We start from the raw sequence: 24,159 nt of genomic DNA, 5'->3' as shown, positions 1-24,159 counted from the left end.
GAGGCTCTGCCTCGCGCTCCGAGGTATTTTTGAACAGAAGAAAGATCAGTCGGTGCCCCGGTAGGGTTCGACATATTGCAGGGCCATATCCCATGGGAAGAATATCCATGTGTCCTGGCTGACTTCGGTGATGAAAGTATCAACCATCGGGCGGCCTTTGGGTTTGGCATAGACAGTGGCGAAATGCGCCTTGGGGTACATGTCGCGGACCAGTTCCAGGGTTTTGCCACTGTCGACCAGGTCATCGATGATCAGTACGCCGGTGCCGTCGCCCATCAGGCCGGCGTCCGGGGCCTTCAGAACTTCGGCTTCGCCTTGTTCCTGATGGTGGTAAGAGCGGACGCTGATCGTGTCGACGGTGCGGATGTCCAACTCACGGCTGACAATCATCGCCGGGGCCATGCCGCCGCGCGTGATGGCGACAACGGCGCGCCAGGCACCATCTTCGGGGCCTTGCCCGTCCAGACGCCAGGCCAGAGCGCGCGAGTCGCGGTGAATCTGATCCCAACTGATGTGAAAGCCTTTTTCGTGGGGCAGGCGGTCCTTGGCGCTCATGGATATTAACCTTTTTCAACGTCTGGTGCGTCAACGGCCTTCATGCCGACGATGTGATAACCTGAATCCACGTGCAGATTCTCACCGGTTACGCCTCCGCTGAGGTCAGACAGCAGATAGAGGGCTGAGTTGCCGACGTCATCAATGGTAACGTTGCGGCGCAGGGGCGAGTTATATTCGTTCCATTTCATGATATAGCGGAAATCACCGATCCCGCTGGCTGCCAGCGTCTTGATCGGGCCGGCCGAGATCGCGTTCACGCGAATGCCGTCTTTGCCAAGATCTTCGGCCAGGTATTTGACCGAGGCCTCAAGCGCCGCCTTGGCCACACCCATGACGTTGTAGTGGGGCATGACTTGTTCTGCGCCGTAGTAGGTCAGCGTGACCGCGCTGCCGCCATTGGTCATCATCTTCTCGGCCCGCTGCATTACGGCGGTGAAGGAATAGACCGAGACATCCATGGTCAGTTTGAAATTGGCGCGCGAAGTATCAACATAGCGGCCGCGCAACTCGTTTTTGTCGGAAAAGCCGATGGCGTGGACGACAAAATCCAAATGTCCCCATTTCTGCGAAAGCGAGTTGAATAGTTCGTCAATCGACTCTTCGTCGCTGACGTCGCAGGGCAGGACGATTTCACTGCCCAATTGAGCGGCCAGCGGGTCCACCCGCTTTTTCAGCGCATCGCCTTGATACGAGAACGCAAGTTCGGCCCCTGCGTCAGACAATGCGCGGGCAATCCCCCATGCGATTGATTTGTCATTCGCCAGTCCCATGATGAGGCCGCGCTTGCCGGCCATCAACTGATTTGACATGTTCGGTTCTCCGCCTGTCCTTCGCATTATGTTGGGATGGTTTATGCCATTGGATGGCCTGCATCAAGGCCGTGTGCTCTTGCCCGTGGCGGGTTCTCGCCCTAGGGTGAACATTAAGAGTTTCCAGGGGATGGAAATGAGCGAACGAGACGGCATTTTCGCCGGTACCGATCCGTTTGAAATAGCGGCGCGGTGGCTGGACGACGCCAGGGACAGTGAACCGAACGATCCGAACGCGATTGCCCTGGCAACCGTGGACGCGACTGGTATGCCAAACGTGCGGATGGTCCTGCTGAAAGAGATCGAGGCTCAGGCCTTTGTGTTCTACACGAATTACGAAAGTACCAAGGCGGCCGAGTTGGACAGTGCCGGGAAAGCTGCTTTTGTGATGCATTGGAAATCTTTGCGGCGTCAAATCCGAGTTCGTGGTACAATAACTCGGGAAAACGGACCACAAGCGGATGAATATTATGCGTCCCGATCCCTAAAAAGCCGGTTGGGTGCATGGGCGTCGAAACAGTCACAGCCGCTCAGCAGCCGGACGGCTCTGATGGCCGAGGTTGCAAAGGTGACCGCAAAGCTGGGGCCGAATCCACCGCGTCCACCGTTTTGGGGTGGATACCGGTTGGAGCCGACAGAGATCGAATTCTGGGCTGACGGAGCCTTCCGTTTGCATGATCGGTTCCAGTGGCGGCGTGAAAACGCAGATACTGAGTGGCAGATACAGAGGCTGAATCCATGACATTCACGTGCCGCGAAATGCAACACTCGGAGTTTAAAGGGTTTTTTCAGCTTGAAATCGTGGGGCAATCCCATACACATCAAAACCTTAACGAATTATTAAAACGCGCGATAGGAACACTGTGCCAGACGACCTGAACAACATGTACCGCGTACGTGGACACGTGAAATGGTTCGACCCTGCCAAGGGGTATGGCTTTGTTGTGTCCGATGAGGGTGGCCCGGATATTCTGTTGCATGTAAATGTCTTGCGGAATTTTGGCCAAAGCTCGGTCGCGGATGGTGCCGGCATTGAGATCATGACGCACCGCACCGATCGCGGTGTTCAAGCGGTCGAGGTGATCAGTGTAGATCCTCCGGCGCGCGCCGACTCTATGATGCTTGCCGATTTCGCCGAGCTGGACCCGGTGGCCATAGCTGAAGCCCCATTGGAAGCTGCGCGCGTAAAATGGTTCGACAAGGGCAAGGGATTTGGATTCGCCAATGTGTTCGGTCGGGACGAAGACGTGTTTCTTCATATTGAGGTTTTGCGCCGGTCTGGTCTGGCCGATTTGCAGCCGGGCGAGGCTTTGGCGATGCGGGTGATCGATGGCAAACGGGGACGTATGGCCGCGCAGGTTCTGGCCTGGGAAGCCGCGCTTGATAGCTAGAGCAAGATGATCAGAGTTCTTTCGGTTGCTGCGACGATACTTTCGGTTTGGACCGGAACGACCTTTGCGGCCTGTAGCGCGGATCGCGTGAACCTGAAAAATGAAAAGTCCCAGATCAGCTTCGATATCGAACTTGCCGTGACACCGCAGGAACGTGCGCGCGGTCTGATGTTTCGGGAATCGATGCCGCAACGGGCGGGGATGCTGTTCATCTTCGATCCGCCGCAGCGGGTCGCGTTCTGGATGAAGAACACACTGATTCCCCTGGATATGATTTTTGTGAATCGGGCAGGTGAGGTCGTGAATGTGCATAGTGATGCCATCCCCGGCGATTTATCGCTGATTGAGGGCGGTGATTCGGTCTATGCCGTGTTGGAGATCAACGCAGGGCTGGCGCGGCGTTACCTTATTGAACCGGGCACGCAGATGCAGCACGAAGTTTTTTCGCAAGGTCCTGCAATTTGGCCTTGTTAGGGCTTTTCAAATCAGAACGGCCCCGTTAGGAAGGCGCACGGTCCGGGGCGTGGCGCAGTCTGGTAGCGCACCTGTTTTGGGTACAGGGGGTCGTAGGTTCGAATCCTGCCGCCCCGACCATTTCCTTTCAAGATGGAGCACCGCCCATCGCGCGATAAAGCGCGGTAAGGGCCTTGTCCAATTGTTCGCTTTCGACGGGCACCTGAATGTCGGGCGCATTCTGGCGCGGTACGTTGAAATAGAGTTCAGCGTCGACGCGGTATCCGCCGGAGTTTTTGGTCGAGGTTAGGCGCATCACGCTTTTGGGCAGATCCTGCGGGTAACCATCATAGTTGAGAATCAGAAAGGCCGTCGTTTCGGGGGGCAGCAACTCGGTGCATTCGAACAGGCGATTCCCGACACGCCTGAAATCTTCTCCAGGGCCATCACAGCCGACTTCGAACGTATCGAACAGCCGCGTGGGATAGGTTTCAAACTGCGCGCTGCGGGATGGAGGGGGCACATCTTGTGGTGTGCAGGCCACGATCAGCCCCATCAGGGGAAGGATTCCAATCTTCGACATCTCTGCTCGTACCTTTACTTCGTGCTGCGTTGGTCGGAGAAGCTGTTTTCGCGCCGAACAAACGCAGGGATGATTCTATTCGAGTTTAGATATCTTAACTTCGGTTTATCAAATGCCGATAACTGTGCCGGAAATCACGGTTAATTGTTCTGCAGAATTTTGCGCCGGTCCATTTGAACCCGTGGATGAACCTGTGGAGGAATCAGCCCACCCCGTTCAGCGCCGTTTGAGAGATCTTGGGTCAATATAAAAGATTCCAAAAATGACGGAAAAATGACGTTGACGATCTATGGCCGAATACGCCAGATTGTATGGGCCGAATATGATGCCACTAAATCTGGTAGGAAATCCGGAGCGCGGCATAGGGCGAGGGTCGGAAAGCACAACATAGAGACGTGCAACCGTTGAAACGGAATTTCGTTGTCATTGGCAGCGACCGGTTCCTTGCGCCCAATTTTCTGGCACGGCCAAAGGTTCGCTTTCTCGAACTTGAGGCGACAAGGACAAGTGATTGAATCTAGGGCGGCGGACATGAAGATTGACAGAAAATTCACCAAATCAGGACAAGACGCTTATGCGGAGCTGGACTTTGTTTCGGCAACGTCAGAAATACGTAACCCTGATGGTACGATTGTTTTCCGTCTGGATGATATCGAAGTGCCCTCCAGCTGGAGCCAGGTGGCAAGTGATGTCATCGCCCAGAAGTATTTCCGCAAGGCTGGTGTTCCGTCCAAGCTGAAGAAGGTCAAAGAAAAGGATGTACCTGAATTCCTGTGGCGTTCGGTCCCTGCGGATGGCGCGGAATTCGAAGGTGAGACTTCGTCTAAACAGGTGTTCGACCGACTGGCGGGTGCATGGGCCTATTGGGGGTGGAAGGGCGGCTATTTCTCGACCGAGGAAGACGCGCGCGCCTACTTTGACGAGATGCGCTACATGCTGGCCACCCAGCGTGCCGCGCCGAACTCGCCGCAGTGGTTCAACACTGGCTTGCATTGGGCCTATGGAATCGATGGCCCGGCGCAGGGGCACCACTATGTCGACTATAAAACCGGCAAGCTGACCAAGTCGAAATCTGCCTATGAGCATCCGCAGCCGCATGCGTGCTTCATCCAGTCCGTCGATGATGATCTGGTGAACGAAGGCGGCATCATGGATCTTTGGGTGCGCGAGGCGCGCCTGTTCAAATACGGCTCGGGCACCGGGACCAACTTCAGCCATCTGCGTGCTGAGGGCGAAGCGTTGTCGGGTGGCGGCAAGTCTTCGGGCCTGATGGGCTTTCTCAAGATCGGCGACCGCGCCGCTGGCGCGATCAAATCAGGCGGTACAACCCGTCGAGCAGCAAAGATGGTAATCGTCGATGCAGATCACCCCGATATCGAGCAATTCATCGAATGGAAGGTGATCGAAGAGCAGAAGGTGGCCTCGATCGTTGCCGGATCGAAGATGCACGAGAAGATGCTGAACGGCATTTTCGAGGCCATCCGCAGCTGGGACGGTGCCGCTGATGATGCTTATGATCCGAACAAGAATGACGGCCTGAAAACGGCTGTGCGCGAGGCCAAAAAGGTCGCAATCCCCGAGACTTACATCAAGCGCGTGCTGGATTACGCAAAGCAGGGTCACGACAGCATCGAATTCCCGACCTATGATACGGACTGGGATTCGGAAGCTTACAGCTCGGTCTCGGGTCAGAACTCTAATAACTCGATCCGTGTGACCAACGCGTTCCTGACCGCCGTTGAGAAAGACGCCGATTGGGAATTGATCAACCGGACCGATGGCAAGGTCGCCAAGACCGTTAAGGCGCGCGATCTGTGGGAGAAAGTCGGCCATGCCGCATGGGCCTGTGCCGATCCGGGCATCCAATTCCACGACACGGTCAACGAATGGCACACATGCCCCGAAGATGGTGAGATTCGCGGCTCGAACCCGTGTTCCGAGTATATGTTCCTTGATGACACGGCCTGTAACTTGGCGTCGATGAACCTGCTGACCTTCCTCAAGGAGGGTGAGTTCCAGGCGGCGGATTACATGCACGCCTCACGCCTGTGGACCCTTACACTGGAAATCTCGGTGACCATGGCGCAGTTCCCGTCGAAGGAAATCGCGCAACTGTCTTATGACTTCCGCACCTTGGGTCTGGGCTATGCAAATATCGGCGGTCTGCTGATGAACATGGGCTACAGCTACGACTCGGATGAGGGGCGGGCAATCTGTGGCGCGTTGACCGCGATCATGACAGGTGTGGCCTATGCGACTTCGGCAGAAATTGCCGGTGAACTGGGTGCTTTCAAAGGCTATGAGCGCAATGCCGACCACATGCTGCGCGTCATCCGCAACCACCGCCGCGCGGCGCAGGGTGTCGTGACCGGCTATGAGAAGCTGGCCGTGAAGCCGGTGCCTCTGGACCACGGCAACTGCCCGGACAAACGTTTGATCGACTTGGCCATGTCGGCCTGGGATGAGGCACTGAGCCTTGGCGAAAAGAACGGCTATCGCAACGCGCAGGCCACTGTGATCGCGCCGACCGGCACCATCGGTCTGGTGATGGATTGTGACACCACGGGGATTGAGCCGGACTTTGCTCTGGTCAAGTTCAAGAAGCTGGCCGGTGGTGGTTACTTCAAGATCATCAACCGTTCGGTGCCTTCGGCGCTGGAGAAGCTGGGCTATTCCTCGTCTCAGATCGAAGAGATCGTGGGCTACGCGGTCGGCCACGGTACCATCGGGAACGCGCCGGGGATCAATCACACCTCTTTGACCGGCCACGGCTTCGGTCCGAACGAACTGGCGAAAGTGGATGCTGCGCTAGAAAGCGCCTTCGACATCCGGTTTGTCTTCAACCAGTGGACGCTGGGCGAGGATTTCTGCACCGGCGTTCTGGGCATCCCGGCCACCAAGCTGAATGACCCGACCTTCGACCTGCTGCGTCACTTGGGTTTCACCCGCGCAGATATCGAAGCGGCGAATGATCACGTCTGCGGAACCATGACACTGGAAGGCGCGCCGCACCTGAAAGAGGAACACTATTCCATCTTCGATTGTGCCAACCCGTGCGGCAAGAAAGGTAAGCGTTTCCTCGGGGTTGACAGCCACATCACCATGATGGCGGCGGCGCAGAGCTTCATCTCGGGTGCGATCTCGAAGACGATCAACATGCCGAACGACGCGACCATCGAAGACTGCCAGAAGGCATATGAGTTGTCGTGGTCGCTGGGTGTGAAAGCGAACGCGCTGTACCGCGACGGCTCGAAACTGTCTCAGCCTCTGGCCGCTGCATTGGTTGAGGATGATGATGAGGCCGCCGAGGTTCTGGAAAGCGGCACACCGGCCGAAAAAGCTGCCGTGCTGGCCGAGAAGGTCATCGAGAAGGTCGTCGTCAAGGAAATCGTCCGCTCGCACCGCGAGAAGATGCCCGAGCGTCGGAAAGGCTACACTCAGAAAGCCATCGTGGGCGGCCATAAGGTCTATCTGCGGACGGGTGAGTATTCGGACGGCTCGTTGGGCGAGATTTTCATCGACATGCACAAGGAAGGCGCTGGCTTCCGGGCGATGATGAATAACTTTGCCATCGCGGTCTCGGTCGGTCTGCAATACGGCGTGCCGCTGGAAGAGTTCGTGGACGCCTTTACCTTCACCAAGTTCGAACCGGCGGGGATGGTGCAGGGCAACGACTCGATCAAGAACGCGACGTCCATCCTAGACTACATCTTCCGCGAGCTTGCTGTCAGCTATCTGGACCGCACCGATCTGGCCCATGTGAAGCCCGAAGGTGCGACCTTTGACGATATCGGCCGGGGCGAGGAAGAAGGTGTCTCGAACGTCTCGGAAATCAGTGAAACAGCGGCCTCCAAGTCATTGGAAGTATTGAAACAAATCAGCTCGACTGGGTATCTGCGCAAGCGGTTGCCGCAGGATCTGGCCGTGTTCACGCCGCAAGCAGATGCAACGGGAATGGCGGAACCTGCCGCCGTCTTTGATGCCCCTGCTGAAACCGCAGTGGCGACCGGTATAGACGCCCGTACCAAAGCCAAGATGCAAGGGTACGAGGGCGATCCCTGCGGTGAATGCGGAAACTACACGCTGGTGCGCAACGGCACCTGCATGAAATGCAACACCTGCGGTGCGACCAGCGGGTGTAGCTAAGGCAAACGCCCCGTCAGGCGGGGTGTAGGGACCTGGGCTTTCCCCCGAATGCCCGGTCCCGACGAAAACGGAAGAAGGCGCCGAGACTTACCGACGATGCCTTTTTCCACTCGGCCGACATGCCCGTGTCGGCCGGGAACAGGGTGGGGCGGAATATTGCTCTTTCCCACTCTCTCACGGGACGGGTGCGCTCGTCCCATGCGCAGTCCAGGCCGCAGGCAAAAAAACACCGGGCGGTCAACGAGATGAGCCTGGATGGCGAAACTTAAAGGGGGCCTCGGCCCCCTTTTTTTCAAGCACTTACGTTGGCAAATGAATGTTAAATTTCTCGCGAAGCGCCGCGTCCAGCATGGGATCGAACCGTGCGGGTGACGGTGCGGACAGGATTTCCTCTTTCCGGGCCGTGGCCTTGGCGATCAGGTCAGGCTTGTCCAATTCGGCCCATTCTTTGGGTGACGTTCGGTCGCCATAGGTCGGATACACGTAATCGGCTTGCATCCGGCTGAGCGTTGCTTCGGTGCCCAGATAGTGACCGGGGCCGCCCATGCAGACCTCGGCCATCTGATCAAGGGCAAGGGTCTCATCCGTCACCTCGATACCGCGCACGCAGCGCTGCGCTTGACCAATAAGATCGTCCCCCAAGATCAGGCTTTCAAAGCAAAATCCAAGAAGAGAGGCGTGCATACCAGCGGCCTCATAGACCATGTTCACCCCGGACAGGCCGGCAATAACGTTCGAGCACATCTGCTCCCATCCGGCCTGCATGTCGGGCAATTTTGAATCTGACGCACCAGCGGCGGCACCGCCCGGCAGATCGTAGAAATGATGCATCTGGGCGCAGCCTGCGGTCAGCAGCGCTTGTTCGCCCGACCCGATGGACATCGCGCCTGTGCGCAGGTCCAAGCCAAATGGCCATGTTCCAAAAACCGCAGGGGCCCCAGGACTTACGGCATTTACGTAAACCAACCCTGCAAGACATTCCGCCGTCGCCTGAGCGATTGCTCCCGCGATAGTCGACGGTGCGGTCGCCCCCGCCATTCCGGCCGAGAGCAGCAGAACCGGCATTCCAGCTTTGATACATTCCTCCATCACTTCGCAGCTTTCGGTGGCGAATTTCATCGGAGGCACTACGAAACAGTTCGAATTCGACACGAAAGGCCGCTCACGCCATTTGTCCTCGCCGCCAGCAATCATGTGCAGCATTTCCACTGCGGGGGCTACATGGCTAGGTTCGGTGAACGAGGTGCCGATATGTTTGAAGGTGCCGGAGCAAGCGGCATAGACCGTGTTCAGATCCATTTCCAGATTGTCGGTGATGTCACGACACACCATAGGGCGTTGAACAAAATGGATATTGTCCAGTTGCTGGCAGATGCGTGCGGCGTCGTGCAGGTCTTGCACGGTCGAATCGCGGTACTCTCGCCCCTCCACATCGACCATGCTGACAGCGGCGCCTGCAGTACCATAGTGGACGCGGGTACCAGACAGCTCCAATTCAGTTTGTCCATCGCGGCTGTGCAGGGTTACCGAGCGGTTCGCCTTGGCGATCGTATCCTCGACCAGTGCACGCGGAAACCGGATGCGTCCGTCCTCGCCCAAGGTACAGCCAGCGCCCACCAGATAGTCGATTCCGCTTTGCGGTGCATCGGCAAGTCCGATGGTTTCCAGCGCTGTCAGCGCCGCTTGGTGTATTTGCTCAACCTGTTGAGCCGTCAGAGGTTTATACGTACCGCCCTCAAGGCCGGGGCGCACTGGGCGCAGGTGATCGGGTAGGGCCGTGGCGCGGGCGGCCCGACGCGCGGCGCGTCCGCCGCTGCGCGAGGATGTACGGGATTGGTCGTTCATTTCAGGATCCGATAGATGAAAAGCGTACAGGGTGGCGTCAATTAGTGCCCGAATGGACGCCCCCGCGCCGCGCGACCGCGATCCGCCCCGATCGTACGGCTGATCAACCGGATTTTCCAAACGTCGCTTTGCATGCGGTTCCTCGCTTCGTGACGTTCAGTCTTTCAATCCGAAACGTCGCAATCTGTTCTGTTTGCGACCTGATAGGTCAAAAGCGAAACAATCCGTGTCGTCAGATCGCTTAGGTGACGTAAAGTAAAGAAAAGACCCCATTTTGCGGGAAATCTGTTATACTTCGGTCACTTGTTTAACAGCTTTTCGTGATCTCAATTGAATTTTAACCATTTGCATACAGTTCTGTGCCAGTCTCTGAAGAATACTAAAATTTTTTTATGAAAGGCTTTCGCAAAGCGATGAAACTGTTCCGCGCAATCCTTGCCTCCATTTTGGTGGCCCTCGCAGCCCCCGCTGCGGCTGAGGATTGGAGCGGTGCCTATGCTGGTTTCAGCTTTGGCTATGCGGATGCGGATGGGCCCAACGGGTCAAGCGGAAGCGATGCCAGCTTTGGCCCGCATGTCGGATATGATTTCGATTTCGGCAATTTCGTTCTGGGCGGAGAGCTTGAATATAACCGACTGTCCCTTGGGTTAAGCCAAAATGAAGGCAGTCTGGACAGCACGACCCGGCTGAAGCTGCGCGGAGGGTACGATTTCGGCTCCGCTTTGGGATATGTCGTAGTTGGCGCTGCGCGGGCCGAGACCTCGGCGGATGATGACACCGCTGCGGTTTATGGCATTGGAGTTGCTTACCCGATCAACGATCGGTTCGTCATCAGTGGTGAGGCGTTGCGGCAGGAATTTGACGACGCCACCCAATCCGAAGGTGGGCTGGATTCCAACGTGTTCAACCTGCGCACCACGTTCCGGTTCTGATTCAACTATCGCCCTGAACTCAGCTCCGCTGCAAAGCAGCATATGGTCCGCAAAGCGGCGGCAAAATGATCGTCGTCTATGGTCATGGCAACGCGGATATGTCCTGCGGCGGCTTGGCCGAAACTTTCGCCCGGCATGACGGCAATCGCGTGCGTATCCAGCAGGGCATTGGCAAATCCCTCGCCATTCAGGCCGGTGGGGCGAATGTCCAGCATCAGATACATCGCGCCCTGGGCTGGAATCAACCCGACCGTGTTTTGCGCGGCCAGAATATCCATCGCCAGCTTGCGACGTCTGCGGAAAGGGGCGGCGATGCGGTTCTCAAGCTCGGGGCCTGCGTTCAACGCGAAAACCGCAGCGTCCTGAATGAAACCAGGAACGCCATATGTCGTGTGCGTGGCCAGATTGATCATGTGTTCGATCACATCCGGAGGTCCGGCAACCCACCCGCACCGAGATCCGGTCATGGCGTGGGATTTCGACATCGAGCCGATTACCAGCGTGCGGGCGAGCATATCTGGCAGTGCACGGGGCGAGATATGCGTGCCGTCCCACACTTGAGTGTCATAGACCTCGTCCGAGATCAGCCAAAGGTCGCGCCTGCGGCAGACTTCCGCAACGGCTTCCAAAGTTTGGCGCGAATAAACGACGCCAGTGGGATTGTTGGGCGAGTTGATCAGAAGTGAGACAGCGCCCTCCGACGCCGCGTCGATCCTGTCTGCCCGTGGTTGGAACGCGTCTTCTGCCGTCGTTTGAACCACACGCGCAACCGCTCCGGCCCCTCGGATCGTGCCGGGATAGGTGGCATAGTAAGGGTCGAGATACAGGCCCACATCACCGGGGTCACAGACGGCTACATGCGCGGCGAACAGGGCCGACTGACCTCCGGGCGTGATCAGAATATTGTCTCGGGTTGTTTTGACTCCGGTGCGGGTCTGAATGCGGGCGGCCACCGTCTCGCGCAGCAGTTCGGTGCCGGGCACCATGGCGTAGCCCGTATGGCCTTGGCGTGCAGACTGTTCCATCTCGGCCAAGATCGACGGATCGGTGCGAATGTCATGTTCACCAATGGTCAGTTCGGTAACCGCTTGTCCCTCACTTATCATCCGGCGGGCGCGATAGAACACACCCCACCCGTCGCTACCGCCATGGGTAAGCTGCGTGATCCGCTGCGACAGTTTCATGGCCGGTCTCCGTCTCGGTCTTACGCGAGTTGGGCCAGAGAGACTTGCGATTGTCAATCGGATCAGAGCCGGAAATCAGGGGCTTGGCGTGGTGGCGCGCGCGTGATACTCACATCCTATGAACCCGATGAACTGCATCATTATCTGCTGCATTTCCTGCTGATTTATCACGCGGGCCGGTTTCTTTCGTTTTCATCCCTGAGACAAGTTGCTAAGCCCGCGCCAACGCGAGACGCCACGTTGTTCCTAGGAGCTGACCGATGACCACGATCAAACTGCACAACACACGGACGCGGACGAAAGAGGATTTCGTGCCGATCAGTGCTGATAATGTGCGGATGTATGTCTGTGGCCCGACGGTCTATGACCGCGCCCATCTTGGCAATGCGCGGCCCGTGGTGGTGTTTGACGTGCTGTACCGGTTACTGCGTCACACCTATGGGGCGGATCACGTGAATTATGTGCGTAACTTTACCGACGTGGATGACAAGATCAACGCGACCGCCCTGGCGCGTCAAAAGGCCGGCGCACCGGGCACGTTGGAGCAATTGGTGCAGGAACGCTCGGATGAGACGATCGGCTGGTATCTGCATGATATGGGGGCGTTGGGCGCACTAGAGCCGAACCAGATGCCGCGTGCGACTGAATATATTCCGCAGATGATCGCGATGATTGAAGGGCTGATCGACAAAGGCCACGCCTATGCTGCAGACGGGCATGTGCTGTTCGCCGTAGACAGCTGGAAAGAGCGTTATGGCGCTCTTTCGGGGCGGTCGGTTGATGACATGATTGCAGGGGCGCGGGTCGAGGTTGCGCCCTACAAGAAGAATCCTATGGATTTTGTCCTTTGGAAACCCTCGAGCGATGAGCTTCCCGGCTGGGACAGCCCGTGGGGACGGGGGCGTCCGGGGTGGCATATCGAATGCTCAGCCATGAGCTTTGAGCTGTTGGGTGAGAGTTTTGACATTCACGGCGGCGGTAATGACCTGATGTTCCCGCATCATGAAAACGAGATCGCGCAAAGCTGCTGCGCCCATCCCGAGGGCGAGTTCGCGAGGGTTTGGCTGCATAATGAGATGCTGCAGGTTGAAGGCAAGAAGATGTCCAAGTCTTTGGGCAATTTCTTCACTGTGCATGATCTACTGGATCAGGGTGTTCCGGGTGAGGTGATCCGGTTTGTGTTCCTACAAACGCATTACCGCAAGCCGATGGATTGGACCGAGAAGAAGGCCCGCGAGGCCGAGGCGACGCTGCGCAAGTGGCGGGCGCTGACAGCGGGCATCGAGCCCGCCGCCAGCGCGGCCCCCTCGGTGATCGCCGCGCTGAGTGATGACCTGAACACGGCGGGGGCTGTCGCGGAACTCCACCGTCTGGCGGCAGAGGGTGACGCAGCGGGCCTGTTGGCCAGTGCGCAGGTTCTGGGGGTGTTGGAGCCTGAAATGGGCGCTTGGGCCGATACGGGCTCAGCGGATCTTTCTGGCCATGCGGCGCGTCTGGCCGAGGCGCGGGCCCAGGCGATGCAAAGCAAGGACTTCTCGGAAGTTGACCGGCTGAAGGCGGCCTATGTCGCGGCGGGGCTGGAAGTGCGGATGAGCAAGGACGGTGTGGAGCTTGTGCCAGGTGCCGGGTTTGACGCTGCCAAGCTGGAGGGCGTGTAATGTCGAAGGAACGGCTTTATCTTTACGACACCACTCTGCGCGATGGGCAGCAGACTCAGGGGGTGCAGTTCTCGACCGCTGAAAAGGTGCAGATCGCCAAGGCTCTGGATGAGTTGGGCGTGGACTATATCGAGGGCGGCTGGCCGGGTGCGAACCCCACCGACAGCGCGTTTTTCGAGGTTGCACCAAAGACCTCGGCCCGGTTGACGGCCTTTGGTATGACCAAACGGTCGGGGCGTTCGGCTGAGAATGACGATGTTTTGGCCGCTGTTATGAACGCGAGGACGCAGGCCGTCTGTCTCGTGGGAAAATCGCATGATTACCACGTGACCCACGCGTTGGGGACCACGCTGGAGGAGAATGTTGAGAATGTCCGCGCCTCGGTCGCGCATATCGTGGCGCAGGGGCGCGAGGCGCTGTTTGACGCCGAGCATTTCTTTGACGGCTACAAGGACAATCCCGCCTATGCGGTCGAAGTCTGCCGGGCTGCGTTGGAAACGGGCGCGCGTTGGGTCGTGCTGTGTGACACGAATGGTGGCGCACTGCCCGCCGAGGTGTCGCGCATCGTGTCTGAGGTGATTGCCGCAGGGCTGCCTGGCGATCGGTTGGGCATTCATTCGCATAACGATACCGAAAACGCGGTGGCCTGTTCACTGGCCGCTGTCGACGCAGGCGCGCGGCAGATACAAGGCACGCTGAACGGGCTGGGTGAACGGTGTGGGAATGCGAACCTGACTGCTCTGATCCCGACCTTGTTGCTGAAAGAACCCTATGCCTCGCAGTTTGACATCGGCGTCAGCACGCAGGCGCTGGCTGGGCTGACGCGGATCAGCCGGATGCTGGATGATATCTTGAACCGGGTGCCCAGCAAACAGTCGGCCTATGTGGGGGCCTCGGCCTTTGCCCACAAGGCGGGGTTGCACGCCAGTGCGATCCTCAAGGATCCCTCGACCTATGAGCATATCGACCCCGGTGCGGTCGGCAATGCGCGGATCATCCCGATGTCGAACCAGGCGGGCCAGTCGAACCTGCGCAAGCGTCTGACCGAGGCGGGGCTGTCGGTGGAAAAAGCCGACCCGGCGCTGGGGCGTATCCTTGACAGGATTAAGCAGCGCGAGGCCGAAGGCTATTCCTATGACACCGCGCAGGCCAGTTTCGAACTGTTGGCGCGGGATGAGCTGGGTCAACTGCCGGAGTTCTTCGAGGTCAAGCGCTATAAGGTCACGGTCGAGCGGCGCAAGAACAAGTATAACAAGATGGTTAGCCTGTCGGAAGCTGTGGTCGTGGTGAAGGTCGACGGCGAAAAGAAGCTGTCGGTCAGCGAGTCTCTGGATGAGGATGGCAGCGACCGAGGCCCGGTGAACGCGCTTGCCAAGGCGCTGGCGAAAGATCTGGGGCAATATTCACAGGTGCTGTCCGATATGCGGCTGGTGGATTTCAAGGTGCGCATCACCCAAGGCGGGACCGAGGCTGTCACTCGCGTCATCATCGACAGCGAAGACGGGCAGGGGCGGCGCTGGTCCACAGTTGGCGTCAGCGCGAACATAGTCGATGCCTCGTTCGAGGCGCTGCTGGATGCGATCCAGTGGAAGCTGGTGCGTGATTGCGAAACACAGACTGCGGTGGCCGAGTGAGCGTCGCCTTTGACGATGACGTAAAGGCCTGTGCCGCGCTGGTGCATCGCGCCGATCCGGATCGGTTCATGGCAGCGATGGCCGCTCCGGTTGCCGCGCGGGTTGTTCTGTTCCCGATCTATGCACTGAATGTCGAGGTCGCGCGCGCGCCCTGGGTCACGCAGGAAACCATGATTGCCGAGATGCGTCTGCAATGGTGGCGGGATGCGTTGCAGGAGATTGCCGAAGGCAACACGGTGCGCAGGCATGAGGTCGTCACACCCTTGTCCCGCGTTCTATCACCACATCTGGCTTTCGCATTGGATGAATATGTGGCCGTAAGGCGCTGGGATATCTACCGCGACCCGTTCGAGGATCAGGCGCATTTCGATAATTATCTGTATCAAAGCGCAGGGTCGCTGATGGTCGCTTCGGCGCAAGCCTTGGGTGAAGCCGACGAGCAAGTGCTGCGCGATTTTGGTTATGCTGTAGGCGTTGCCAACTGGTTGCGGGCGATCCCAGAACTTGAAGCACGCGGTCGTATCCCATTGTTGGACGGGACACCTGCAGGGGTGCAGGCGCTGGCGGGATCGGCGTTGGAGCGTTTAGAATCCGCACGAGCGAACAGATCGCGTGTTTCGCGCGAGGCATGCCCTGCGATGCACGTAGGTTGGCAGACCGATTGGGTGTTGCGCAAAGCGATTGCAGAGCCCGAGCGCGTTGCGGCCGGTGCGTTGGCGCAAGGCGAAATTCGTCGGCGGGCGTCACTGATGTGGAATGTTGCCCGAGGACGCTGGTAGGTTTCAGGCCGTTTCCGGCTCGGCCGGGCGCAGGACTAGCCACAGCAGCGCGCCTCCGGCCAGTGTCAGCAGCGGGATCATGGCAAGGTTCACGGCTGTCCACCCTTCAACCGGGGATCCGCCCGAACAGTTCATCAACCCGCCCGAGGACAATGAGGCCAGTGTCACGCCTCCGAACACCAACAAGTCGTTGAGGCCCTGCATCCGCCCGCGCTCGCTTACGTCATGCGAGGCGGCTAGCATCGTGGTAGCGCCAATAAAGCCAAAGTTCCAACCAATGCCCAGCAGGATCAGGGCAATGAAAAAGTTCTCTAGCTCAACACCTTGCAGCGCGACGACACCGGCGCCTGCCAGAATGGCAAGGCCAAGGGCGACGATTTTTTCCACCCCGAAGCGCGCGATCAACTGACCGGTAAAGAAACTGGGGATATACATGGCCAGCACATGGCCGGTCACCACATCCGCCGCATCATTGGCCGAGAAGCCGCATCCCACAACAGCCAGCGGGGTCGAGGTCATCACTAGGTTCATCAGCGCATAGGACACCATTGCGCAAATGATGGCCACGGCGATGCGCGGGGTTTTCAGCATCTCAAGGCGCGTACGACCTGTAGATGCGCCTTCTTCTGCTTTCGGTGGCGTTGGAATATCCAGAAAGAAGAACAGGGCCGATCCGATGATGTTCAGCGCGATGATCGCCAGATAGGTGCCAAGGAACGGAATCACATAGGCGGTCGAAGTCAGTTTGACGATCTGTGGGCCAATAATGGCGGCCGCCAGTCCGCCAGCCATGACATATGAAATCGCCTTGGGCCGGAATGCCTCGGACGCGGTATCGGCAGCAGCAAAGCGATAGAACCCGTGCGCGCTCATGTAGACACCGGTCAACAGACTGCCCAGCAAGAACACCGGAAACGACCCGAGGTAGAGGCCATAGGCCCCAACCAGCCCGCCAAACGCGCCCGCCGTGGCGCCCACCAGAAACCCGGTCCGTCGTCCCCAGCGTTGCATGATGGCCGAAATCGGTGTCGCCGCCAGCATCGAGCCCAGAACGATCAGTGAGATTGGCAGCGTTGCCAAACAGGCATTGGTAGCCAGCGATTGACCGGCCAACCCGCCGACGATGAATACCATTGGCATCTGCGCACCCAGCATGGCTTGGGCTGCGACCAGCACCGCCACGTTACGTTTGGCTTGGCTGTCATTGGGGGCGGTGTCGGTCATCGTCATGCGCTCATGGGTATCCGCGAAAACCGCCTTGTACAAGCGGGTTGCATATGCGGCAAAGCAGCCTAACGTGTGCGCAATCAAACAGGTTGGGGCCCGCATGTCCGTCGGACGTATCATCGAAACCAATGACTGCGTGCGGGAAGGGGCCGAGTGGCTGGGCGATGCCTGCCCGCGCATGGCTTACGCAATGGAGCAGGTGGGGCCGTTGCCCCTGCGTCGCAAGCCTGATGGGTTCGCGCAGCTGCTTAGCGCGATTGTCAGTCAGCAGGTCAGTGTGGCCTCGGCGAATGCGATCTGGAAGCGCTTGCAAGAGGCGAAACTGACCGGTCCGCGTAAGATCATGTGGGCCACGGATGATGACCTGCGCGGCGTAGGGTTGAGCCGTCAGAAAATCCGTTATGCTCGTGCACTGGCCGGCGCACGCATTGATTACAAGGCGTTACGCGACATTCCCGATGCAGATGTGGTCGCTACTTTAACCGAGGTTCCCGGCATCGGGGTCTGGACAGCCGAGATTTATGCCATGTTCTCGCTGGGCCGAGCCGATGTGATTGCACCCGGCGACCTGGCGCTGCAAGAGGCCGCGCGTATTCTCTACGATTTGCCCAAGCGACCGACCGACAAAGAACTGCGACAGATGGCCGAGGCGTGGTCGCCCTGGCGCTCGGTTGCTGCGCGGGTGCTGTGGGCCTATTACCGGGTGGCCAAGGAACGAGAAGGGATCAGATGACTAGAGTATTGAATGCGCTCCGAAAAGAGCCGGTTTCGGGCGACACACGCTCGGTCGTGGTGTTTGTGCATGGCTATGGCGCTAACGGGGCCGACCTGCTGGGTCTGGCCGATCCGCTTGGTGAACACCTGCCGGACACGCTGTTTGTTTCGCCTGATGCGCCAGAGCAAATCCCCGGTATGCCCAACGGATTTCAATGGTTCCCGATCCCGTGGATCGATGGCTCCTCCGAAGAAGAGGCGCGCCGTGGCATGGAGATGGCGGTCGAAGATTTCAACGCCTTCCTTGACGCGCTGATGGTCGACGAGGACGTTTTACCTGAACAGGTGGTTCTGTTCGGGTTTTCACAGGGCACGATGATGAGCCTGTATGTCGCCCCGCGTCGCGAGGATCCGGTCGCCGGGATCGTGGCCTTCTCGGGCCGGTTGCTGGAGCCCGATCTTCTGCCCGATGAAACCGTCAGTCGGATGCCGGTCCTTCTGGTGCATGGTGACGCGGATGACGTGGTTCCGCCTCAGTCTCTGCCCGAAGCCGCCGAAGCTCTGCAAGCTGCTGATTTCAAAGAGGTCTACGCCCATGTCATGAAGGGCACCGGCCATGGGATCGCGCCCGATGGCCTCAGCGTTGCACTGGCCTTCATGCGCGATAAGCTGAGCCTTTGAACCCTATGTGGGTCTGAACGAGTTTAAACCAGAAAGGATTGGCAATGCTGGTGGTCACAGGAGTGGTTGAGGTCGCGCCAGAAGGTGTTGAAAAGGCTGCAAAAGCAGCGCAGGAAGTGGTGTCGGAAACGGTGCAGGAAATGGGCTGTATCGTTTATGAATTCAGCCAGATTCTGGGGCATCCCAACCTGTTTCGTGTCTACGAAGAATGGGAAAGCCAAGCCGCGCTAGAGGCGCATTTCGCCACTACGCATATGGCTGCGTTTCGGGCCGCTCTGGCCGAGGTTGGCGTGATCTCGAACAGCGTGTGCCGGATTGTGGGTGGTGAGAAACAGCCACTGAGCTAGGGTCAGCCCCACAGGTGGGGTTCTGCGAACTCCACCGAATTACCCGCTGGGTCGCGCACATAGATCGAACGCGCGCCGTTAGGCCAGTCGAACTCCGCATCAATTGGCACGTTCCAGTCCAACAGATGTTTGCGCATCGCTTCGATCTGCGAGCGCGGCATGGACAGGCACACATGGCCCGGTCCACGCGTGCCGTGCGGCGGCACGGGCAAGTCTGGGTTCTGGGGCGGTTTCTCGGTCTCGTCCGCGTTGAACACCAGCAGAACCGAAGCGCCGACCCGATAGAATACATGCCGGTCGGCAATGCGCTGGATTTTCTCTAACTCCAGAATCTCACCATAGAACCGTTCAGCGGCGTCCAGATCATCGACATAGATCGCAGCCTCGAGAATACCGTTGGGGGTCGGGATATCTGGTGTGATCTTCATGGCGTAAGCCTATCACAAATCGCGGTTTTTGTCACCGGCGCGGGCGACGGTCGCGTTTACGTTGTGGGGCCACGTTGAACGCAGGTTCGGGCAGGCTGTCCCATTGGCCGGGCTGCAACCCGTCCAGCGTCCAGTCGCCGATACGAGCGCGAATCAAGCGCAGGGTCGGGTGCCCAACAGCCGCCGTCATACGACGAACCTGCCGGTTCTTACCCTCGCGCAGGGTCAATTCGATCCAGCAATCCGGCACCGTCTGACGTACCCGGATTGGAGGGGTGCGTGGCCATAGTCCTTCGGGTTCGTGCATCAGACGAGCCTTGGCGGGGCGCGTTACGCCGTCTTTCAACTCAACCCCGTCGCGCAGTGCCTTCAGGGCGGCGGAGTCGGGCTGCCCTTCGACCTGAACCCAATAGGTTTTGGCCATCTTGTGTTTGGGATCCGAGATATGGGCCTGCAGACGGCCATTGTCTGTCAAAAGCATCAAGCCTTCGCTGTCCTTATCCAACCGCCCGGCCGGGTAGACACCGGGTAGGTCGATGAAATCCGACAGGGTTCTGCGCGGCGAGCCTTCATTGGCGCGGTCGGTGAACTGCGGCAGCACGTCAAAAGGTTTGTTGAATCGGATAAACCAGGCCATGGGCCCGCCTTAGCGTGCAGGACACAGCGGCGCAAGCTGTGGATAACCGTCACGTCTCTGTTACGGATTCGGAATAACCAATCCCGAGATATTGTGGAAACTCGGGGCTTGTCAGAGTTTTAACACGATATATAGTTAAGTTAAGGCCGGGGCGGGTGTTCCCCGCTCTGATGTCAAACGGGCAGAGCAGAGCGAGGAGCGATTCTGATATGGACGCAGACTTCAGGACCGAATTTGTCAGGGAACCCGGTGCGCTGAGGCATCATCCGGCATTGGTTTTGAACGCCGATTATCGCCCCTTGTCCTACTACCCTCTGTCGTTGTGGCCCTGGCAAGAAGCGATCAAGGCGGCCTGGCTGGATCGGGTGGATATCGTGGCCGAATATGACGAGGTCGTTCGAAGCCCCAGCACCCAAATCCGAATACCGTCGGTTGTTGTGCTGAAAGATTACGTAAAACCCAGAAAGCGCGTGGCCTTCACGCGCTTTAATTTATTTCTGAGGGATGAATTCCGCTGTCAGTATTGTGGCAGCCGGGGTGATCTGACCTTTGACCATGTGGTGCCGCGCGCCGCAGGTGGCGTGACCAGTTGGCAGAATGTTGTGGCGGCGTGCAGCCCCTGCAACCTGCGAAAGGGGTCGAAATCCTTGCGGCAGGCGGGGATGAGCTTGCGTAAACCTCCGCGTCAGCCCGATGCCGAAGCGTTGCGCAATATCGGGCGGAAATTCCCGCCCAATCACCTGCATGACAGTTGGATCGACTTCCTTTACTGGGATGCGGAACTGGACGAGTTCTGACGCCACGCCGCCAGCCAGATCAGCACCAACCCGGCCGAGATCACGGCGTTCCATCCGGCCATCGACAGACCCAGCATTTGCCACGGGATATCGTCGCAGCGCACTAGCGGTGCGGTCATGATCTGATCGAACAAGTCATTGGTCGACATCCCACCGATATCGCCCGACGTGCAGCTTGTCGGACCTTCCCACCAGCCTTGCTCGACCCCCGCATGAAAGACGCCAATGGCCGAGGTGGCCAGTGCGGCGAGCGCGCCCAGCAGCGGCAGCAGTCCAAAGCGCGGCAGCGCCAAGGCCAAAGCGCCGATCACGACAGCGACCCCATGTGGGTAGCGCTGCCAGATGCACATTTTGCACGGTGCCAGACCGCCCAGATGCTGAAAGCCCCACGCCCCCAGCAACAGTGCAGCCGACCCGCCGGCCGCACAGAAAATCAACATAGTACGTCGTGTCATAGGTATTTCACCACCAGAAAGCCGCCAAAGAGCAAAATGATGAACAGGGTGAACATAAGACCAAGGCGCTTTTCGATGAAACCTCGGATGGGCTCGCCAAAGCCCCACAGCAGACCCGCCACCAGGAAAAACCGTAGCGCGCGGGCCAAGATCGAGGTTGCAATGAACGTGCCCAGCGGCATCCCTGTCCAACCCGACATGATGGTGATCACCTTGTATGGGAAGGGGGTCACACCTGCAGCCAGCACGGCCCAGAAGCCGAAATCGTTGAAGCGGGTGTTGAACTCCTCCATCGCGTGGCCCTTGCCCATGGATTCAAGGATGGGTGCACCGATACTTTCGTAAAAGAATGCCCCGATGGCATAGCCCAACATTCCCCCCAGAACCGAGGCGACCAAGGCGACACTGGCAATCAGCCACGCGCGAGACGGGCGGGCGATGATCATGGGAATCATCAACACGTCCGGGGGGATCGGAAAGAACGAGCTTTCGATGAACGCCACAATGGCAAGCGCCCACAGCGCGTGCGGATGTTCGGCCAGACGAAGGGTCCAGTCGTAAAGAGATCGCAGCATCAGACGCTCAAATCCTGTTTCTTTCCCCGCCAGCCAAATCATGCGCTTTGTAGGGCGTCAACCTTGCAGGTGAAACAAACCTTTCGCGCGGTGTTTTTTGCCTCTGGACCTTCTGGGCCATGGGCGCTAATCCAGTGTTCGTTGCCCAAGTGGCGGAATGGTAGACGCAGGGGATTCAAAATCCCCCGATGGTAACATCGTGAGAGTTCGAGTCTCTCCTTGGGCACCACCTCCGCAAATTGTTCCGATACCTTACCCGAACAGGGGTCATTTCTTGGGTCGAAGCACGAGCCAGATCAGAAACCCCATATAGGCAAAGACGTTCACGTTCAGAACGGTATCGATCAGGGCTTGGCTCATGAACGGGCCTCTTGCGATAGGGATTTGAACAGGCAGATCACCAGAACTGGAACGATGAAGACAAATGCGATGGCCGACAGCGCGATGATAGAGCGGACAAGTCCGATATCCCCGACCAGAATCATCGCAAGCCCCAACGCTCCGAGAATGGCACCCCAGACAGTTCGAATACGCGGCGAGGGATTCTGATCGCCGCCGGTTCCGATCATGGCAAGAGTGAAGCCGGCGCTGACGACACTAGTGACGACAAACAGGAACGCCGCCAACACGGTCGCGGCCCGCGTGATGGCATCCAAGGGGAACCGTTCCAGCAGGGCAAACGTGGTTGCGTCCAAATTCTGGGCGTTGATAACCGATAGCGCTCCGTCCTGACGCAGGGCGTCATAGAAGCCAAGGCCGCCAAAAATACCGAACCAAAGTATCGAAAACAGGGTGGGTGCTATGATCACGCCGACAAGAAATTCTCGGATCGTTCTCCCGCGCGAGATCCGGGCGATGAAGATGCCGACAAAAGGCGACCACGCCAGCCACCAGATCATGTAGTTCAGTGTCCAGCTTTGGAACCAGTTTACGATGGTTTCGTCAAAAAATTCGGCCGTCGAGAATCCAGCGGGTAAAACTTCGAACAGGTAGCGGCCAAATCCGGCGACAATGTCATTCATCAAAAATGAGGTCGGGCCCAGAATCAAAAGATAAATCATCATGGCCACGGCAATCAGCATCGCCGCGTTCGACAGTTTCGCCATTCCATCTCCAAGCTCTTTTCGTAGCGGGATGATGAACGCGATACAAAGCGCAATGAACACCGGGTAGGTCAGGACCTCGGGCGTATCTATTCCGATCAGGCCAGCCACGCCGGTTTGTATCTGGAATACACCCATTGCCATTGACCCGGCCAGGCCGACCGCGATGGCGACGATGGACAGGAGGTCAAAGATCCATCCCATCGCACGAGTCCAGCGTACATCGCCCAACGCCTCGACGACGGGTGCGCTTAGCAACATTGACCCACCCCGACGATAGGCGAAATAGGCAATGACAAGCGCTACAATTCCGTAGATCGCCCAGGCGTGAAAGCCCCAGTTTAGGTAGGTCACGAACATCGCATAGCTGGCGGCTTCGGCATCGTTATTGTACTGTTTGAGAACCTCGAAATGAGTCAAAGGTTCGGCTGCGCCGTAAAACAACAGCCCAACACCCATTCCGGCCGCAAACAGCATCGCGATCCAGGCGGGTGTCGAGAACTCGGGCTCGGTCGCGTCGCTTCCCAGACGGATATCGCCAAAGCGGGACAGGGCAAGGAAAATAGCCACGAAAAGAAGACCGCTGACCTCAAGCATGATGAACCAGCCGCGGCTGTTGAACTGAGTGGCCACCGCAGTTTCAGCCAATCTGCCCAACCCTTGAGGGTCAGCGAGACCCCAACCGGCAATCGCGGCACTGAGGAGCAACGCAGTAATCAAAAGCGGGCTTGGGCCGTTGTTTTCCAAGTTTTTTCACCTTCTGGTCTGTTAGGCTTAGTTAATCCCATCCCCGGCTTGAAATAAAGCATTGGACATACTGTGTCGCGCTGCGTAGCGGCCGAAAGGGGGTCGACCGTTCTACTGAGGGGAATTTTCGTCATCGGCCCTCAGATATGCGGTGCCAGGACGTTGCGCTGCGGGCGGGGGTTGACAAGCCGGGTCTCTGAATGAAACGTCGAAGCAGTTGGGAGACGTAGAAAATTCAGATGTTTGACCCTGTTGCCAGGTTGAACGGTGCAAAGCTTGTGCATGTGCCCGGCCAAGGCGCTCTGAAAATTCTCTCAAACACAATAAAAACATGGGAGTTATTCAAATGAAACACAGCAGAAAACTGGCCCTTGGCTCTGTCGTTGCCGCATTTTTGTCGCCTGCGGCTTATGCTGAGGAGTTTATCACGATTGGCACGGGTGGTGTAACGGGCGTTTATTATCCGACGGGTGGCG

At 58.2% G+C, this 24,159-nt stretch carries 23 protein-coding genes and 2 tRNA genes; 14 read left to right on the top strand and 11 right to left on the bottom strand.

Annotated elements, in window-relative coordinates; genetic code table 11:
• Positions 1-45: 45 nt before the first annotated feature.
• Positions 46-555, bottom strand: a complete 510-nt coding sequence (gene gpt, locus ACR0DB_RS00125) for a xanthine phosphoribosyltransferase (protein ID WP_170774211.1) — start codon at positions 553-555, stop codon at positions 46-48.
• A 5-nt stretch (positions 556-560) separates the two neighbouring features.
• A complete protein-coding gene (fabI, locus tag ACR0DB_RS00120) occupies positions 561-1,367 on the bottom strand; it encodes an enoyl-ACP reductase FabI (RefSeq protein WP_170774209.1) in 807 nt (268 codons plus the stop codon).
• A 136-nt stretch (positions 1,368-1,503) separates the two neighbouring features.
• Between fabI and pdxH the strand changes: the two genes are divergently transcribed.
• The 4 genes from pdxH (at position 1,504) to ACR0DB_RS00100 (ending at position 3,352) form a co-directional block, all read left to right on the top strand.
• A complete protein-coding gene (pdxH, locus tag ACR0DB_RS00115) occupies positions 1,504-2,109 on the top strand; it encodes a pyridoxamine 5'-phosphate oxidase (RefSeq protein WP_170782455.1) in 606 nt (201 codons plus the stop codon).
• Positions 2,110-2,251: 142 nt separating this feature from the next.
• Entirely contained in the window at positions 2,252-2,758 is a 507-nt protein-coding gene (locus tag ACR0DB_RS00110; protein ID WP_214647936.1) for a cold-shock protein, read from the top strand.
• A gap of 6 nt (positions 2,759-2,764) precedes the next feature.
• Entirely contained in the window at positions 2,765-3,232 is a 468-nt protein-coding gene (locus tag ACR0DB_RS00105; RefSeq protein WP_480548065.1) for a DUF192 domain-containing protein, read from the top strand.
• 43 nt (positions 3,233-3,275) lie between these two features.
• Positions 3,276-3,352, top strand: a tRNA-Pro gene (locus ACR0DB_RS00100).
• Positions 3,353-3,359: 7 nt separating this feature from the next.
• Here ACR0DB_RS00100 and ACR0DB_RS00095 read toward each other — a convergent pair.
• On the bottom strand, positions 3,360-3,794 hold the full coding sequence (locus ACR0DB_RS00095; protein WP_170782452.1) for a hypothetical protein: 435 nt from the start codon (positions 3,792-3,794) through the stop codon (positions 3,360-3,362).
• A gap of 531 nt (positions 3,795-4,325) precedes the next feature.
• On the opposite strand from ACR0DB_RS00095, the gene ACR0DB_RS00090 reads away from it, so the two are divergent.
• Positions 4,326-7,940, top strand: a complete 3,615-nt coding sequence (locus tag ACR0DB_RS00090) for a vitamin B12-dependent ribonucleotide reductase (protein ID WP_480548063.1) — start codon at positions 4,326-4,328, stop codon at positions 7,938-7,940.
• Positions 7,941-8,240: 300 nt separating this feature from the next.
• On the opposite strand, the gene ACR0DB_RS00085 is transcribed toward ACR0DB_RS00090, so the two are convergent.
• Positions 8,241-9,785: a trimethylamine methyltransferase family protein gene (locus ACR0DB_RS00085; protein WP_480548061.1), complete on the bottom strand. Its 1,545-nt coding sequence runs from the start codon at positions 9,783-9,785 to the stop codon at positions 8,241-8,243.
• Positions 9,786-10,177: 392 nt separating this feature from the next.
• On the opposite strand from ACR0DB_RS00085, the gene ACR0DB_RS00080 reads away from it, so the two are divergent.
• On the top strand, positions 10,178-10,717 hold the full coding sequence (locus ACR0DB_RS00080; RefSeq protein WP_480548059.1) for an outer membrane protein: 540 nt from the start codon (positions 10,178-10,180) through the stop codon (positions 10,715-10,717).
• Between the two features lie 5 nt (positions 10,718-10,722).
• Here ACR0DB_RS00080 and ACR0DB_RS00075 read toward each other — a convergent pair whose 3' ends face one another.
• Positions 10,723-11,901, bottom strand: coding sequence for a pyridoxal phosphate-dependent aminotransferase (locus ACR0DB_RS00075; RefSeq protein WP_480548057.1), 1,179 nt, complete (start codon positions 11,899-11,901; stop codon positions 10,723-10,725).
• Positions 11,902-12,161: 260 nt separating this feature from the next.
• Here ACR0DB_RS00075 and cysS point away from each other — a divergent pair, with 260 nt between their 5' ends.
• From cysS to ACR0DB_RS00060, 3 genes are read left to right on the top strand one after another with little or no spacing between them, the layout of a single operon-like run.
• Entirely contained in the window at positions 12,162-13,559 is a 1,398-nt protein-coding gene (gene cysS / locus ACR0DB_RS00070; RefSeq protein ID WP_480548055.1) for a cysteine--tRNA ligase, read from the top strand.
• Positions 13,559-15,193: a citramalate synthase gene (gene cimA, locus ACR0DB_RS00065; RefSeq protein ID WP_480548053.1), complete on the top strand. Its 1,635-nt coding sequence runs from the start codon at positions 13,559-13,561 to the stop codon at positions 15,191-15,193. Before cysS ends, cimA begins: the two co-directional genes overlap by 1 nt.
• Positions 15,190-15,972, top strand: coding sequence for a squalene/phytoene synthase family protein (locus tag ACR0DB_RS00060; RefSeq protein WP_480548051.1), 783 nt, complete (start codon positions 15,190-15,192; stop codon positions 15,970-15,972). Before cimA ends, ACR0DB_RS00060 begins: the two co-directional genes overlap by 4 nt.
• A 3-nt stretch (positions 15,973-15,975) precedes the next feature.
• On the opposite strand, the gene ACR0DB_RS00055 is transcribed toward ACR0DB_RS00060, so the two are convergent.
• Positions 15,976-17,202 carry an MFS transporter gene (locus ACR0DB_RS00055; RefSeq protein WP_480548049.1) on the bottom strand — a complete coding sequence of 409 codons (1,227 nt, stop codon included), beginning with the start codon at positions 17,200-17,202 and terminating at the stop codon, positions 15,976-15,978.
• Between the two features lie 97 nt (positions 17,203-17,299).
• On the opposite strand from ACR0DB_RS00055, the gene ACR0DB_RS00050 reads away from it, so the two are divergent.
• From ACR0DB_RS00050 to ACR0DB_RS00040, 3 genes are read left to right on the top strand one after another with little or no spacing between them, the layout of a single operon-like run.
• Entirely contained in the window at positions 17,300-17,932 is a 633-nt protein-coding gene (locus tag ACR0DB_RS00050) for a DNA-3-methyladenine glycosylase family protein (protein WP_480548047.1), read from the top strand.
• Positions 17,929-18,594, top strand: a complete 666-nt coding sequence (locus tag ACR0DB_RS00045; protein ID WP_480548045.1) for an alpha/beta hydrolase — start codon at positions 17,929-17,931, stop codon at positions 18,592-18,594. Before ACR0DB_RS00050 ends, ACR0DB_RS00045 begins: the two co-directional genes overlap by 4 nt.
• Positions 18,595-18,638: 44 nt before the next feature.
• A complete protein-coding gene (locus ACR0DB_RS00040) occupies positions 18,639-18,941 on the top strand; it encodes a putative quinol monooxygenase (RefSeq protein ID WP_480548043.1) in 303 nt (100 codons plus the stop codon).
• A gap of 2 nt (positions 18,942-18,943) precedes the next feature.
• Here ACR0DB_RS00040 and ACR0DB_RS00035 read toward each other — a convergent pair whose 3' ends face one another.
• Positions 18,944-19,369 carry a VOC family protein gene (locus ACR0DB_RS00035; RefSeq protein WP_480548041.1) on the bottom strand — a complete coding sequence of 142 codons (426 nt, stop codon included), beginning with the start codon at positions 19,367-19,369 and terminating at the stop codon, positions 18,944-18,946.
• A 31-nt stretch (positions 19,370-19,400) separates the two neighbouring features.
• Positions 19,401-20,006 (bottom strand): pseudouridine synthase, encoded by a 606-nt coding sequence (locus ACR0DB_RS00030; RefSeq protein ID WP_480548039.1) that lies wholly within the window; start codon positions 20,004-20,006, stop codon positions 19,401-19,403.
• A 209-nt stretch (positions 20,007-20,215) separates the two neighbouring features.
• Between ACR0DB_RS00030 and ACR0DB_RS00025 the strand changes: the two genes are divergently transcribed.
• A complete protein-coding gene (locus ACR0DB_RS00025; RefSeq protein WP_170774178.1) occupies positions 20,216-20,803 on the top strand; it encodes an HNH endonuclease in 588 nt (195 codons plus the stop codon).
• Here ACR0DB_RS00025 and ACR0DB_RS00020 read toward each other — a convergent pair.
• Together ACR0DB_RS00020 and ACR0DB_RS00015 are read right to left on the bottom strand one after the other, a co-directional pair.
• Positions 20,773-21,258: a disulfide bond formation protein B gene (locus ACR0DB_RS00020; RefSeq protein WP_480548037.1), complete on the bottom strand. Its 486-nt coding sequence runs from the start codon at positions 21,256-21,258 to the stop codon at positions 20,773-20,775. The genes ACR0DB_RS00025 and ACR0DB_RS00020 overlap by 31 nt on opposite strands.
• Positions 21,255-21,833 (bottom strand): YqaA family protein, encoded by a 579-nt coding sequence (locus tag ACR0DB_RS00015; protein ID WP_480548035.1) that lies wholly within the window; start codon positions 21,831-21,833, stop codon positions 21,255-21,257. The genes ACR0DB_RS00020 and ACR0DB_RS00015 overlap by 4 nt, the downstream gene beginning before the upstream one ends.
• Before the next feature lie 143 nt (positions 21,834-21,976).
• Between ACR0DB_RS00015 and ACR0DB_RS00010 the strand changes: the two genes are divergently transcribed.
• Positions 21,977-22,062, top strand: a tRNA-Leu gene (locus tag ACR0DB_RS00010).
• 127 nt (positions 22,063-22,189) lie between these two features.
• On the opposite strand, the gene ACR0DB_RS00005 is transcribed toward ACR0DB_RS00010, so the two are convergent.
• The gene (locus ACR0DB_RS00005) at positions 22,190-23,683 is read right to left on the bottom strand and encodes a BCCT family transporter (RefSeq protein WP_480548033.1); all 1,494 of its coding nucleotides are present in this window, start codon (positions 23,681-23,683) and stop codon (positions 22,190-22,192) included.
• Positions 23,684-24,159: the final 476 nt, after the last annotated feature.

The sequence above is a fragment of the Ruegeria sp. AB6 genome (genome assembly GCF_056542685.1).
Note: the sequence above shows the minus strand (reverse complement) of the source record. Positions and strands in the feature narration are given on the sequence as shown.

Coding starts and splice junctions, on each gene's coding strand:
- gpt (WP_170774211.1), bottom strand. CDS start 555: ATGAGCGCCAAGGACCGCCTGCCCCACGAAAAAGGCTTTCACATCAGT.
- fabI (WP_170774209.1), bottom strand. CDS start 1,367: ATGTCAAATCAGTTGATGGCCGGCAAGCGCGGCCTCATCATGGGACTG.
- pdxH (WP_170782455.1), top strand. CDS start 1,504: ATGAGCGAACGAGACGGCATTTTCGCCGGTACCGATCCGTTTGAAATA.
- ACR0DB_RS00110 (WP_214647936.1), top strand. CDS start 2,252: ATGTACCGCGTACGTGGACACGTGAAATGGTTCGACCCTGCCAAGGGG.
- ACR0DB_RS00105 (WP_480548065.1), top strand. CDS start 2,765: ATGATCAGAGTTCTTTCGGTTGCTGCGACGATACTTTCGGTTTGGACC.
- ACR0DB_RS00095 (WP_170782452.1), bottom strand. CDS start 3,794: ATGTCGAAGATTGGAATCCTTCCCCTGATGGGGCTGATCGTGGCCTGC.
- ACR0DB_RS00090 (WP_480548063.1), top strand. CDS start 4,326: ATGAAGATTGACAGAAAATTCACCAAATCAGGACAAGACGCTTATGCG.
- ACR0DB_RS00085 (WP_480548061.1), bottom strand. CDS start 9,785: ATGAACGACCAATCCCGTACATCCTCGCGCAGCGGCGGACGCGCCGCG.
- ACR0DB_RS00080 (WP_480548059.1), top strand. CDS start 10,178: ATGAAAGGCTTTCGCAAAGCGATGAAACTGTTCCGCGCAATCCTTGCC.
- ACR0DB_RS00075 (WP_480548057.1), bottom strand. CDS start 11,901: ATGAAACTGTCGCAGCGGATCACGCAGCTTACCCATGGCGGTAGCGAC.
- cysS (WP_480548055.1), top strand. CDS start 12,162: ATGACCACGATCAAACTGCACAACACACGGACGCGGACGAAAGAGGAT.
- cimA (WP_480548053.1), top strand. CDS start 13,559: ATGTCGAAGGAACGGCTTTATCTTTACGACACCACTCTGCGCGATGGG.
- ACR0DB_RS00055 (WP_480548049.1), bottom strand. CDS start 17,202: ATGACGATGACCGACACCGCCCCCAATGACAGCCAAGCCAAACGTAAC.
- ACR0DB_RS00050 (WP_480548047.1), top strand. CDS start 17,300: ATGTCCGTCGGACGTATCATCGAAACCAATGACTGCGTGCGGGAAGGG.
- ACR0DB_RS00045 (WP_480548045.1), top strand. CDS start 17,929: ATGACTAGAGTATTGAATGCGCTCCGAAAAGAGCCGGTTTCGGGCGAC.
- ACR0DB_RS00040 (WP_480548043.1), top strand. CDS start 18,639: ATGCTGGTGGTCACAGGAGTGGTTGAGGTCGCGCCAGAAGGTGTTGAA.
- ACR0DB_RS00035 (WP_480548041.1), bottom strand. CDS start 19,369: ATGAAGATCACACCAGATATCCCGACCCCCAACGGTATTCTCGAGGCT.
- ACR0DB_RS00030 (WP_480548039.1), bottom strand. CDS start 20,006: ATGGCCTGGTTTATCCGATTCAACAAACCTTTTGACGTGCTGCCGCAG.
- ACR0DB_RS00025 (WP_170774178.1), top strand. CDS start 20,216: ATGGACGCAGACTTCAGGACCGAATTTGTCAGGGAACCCGGTGCGCTG.
- ACR0DB_RS00020 (WP_480548037.1), bottom strand. CDS start 21,258: ATGACACGACGTACTATGTTGATTTTCTGTGCGGCCGGCGGGTCGGCT.
- ACR0DB_RS00015 (WP_480548035.1), bottom strand. CDS start 21,833: ATGCTGCGATCTCTTTACGACTGGACCCTTCGTCTGGCCGAACATCCG.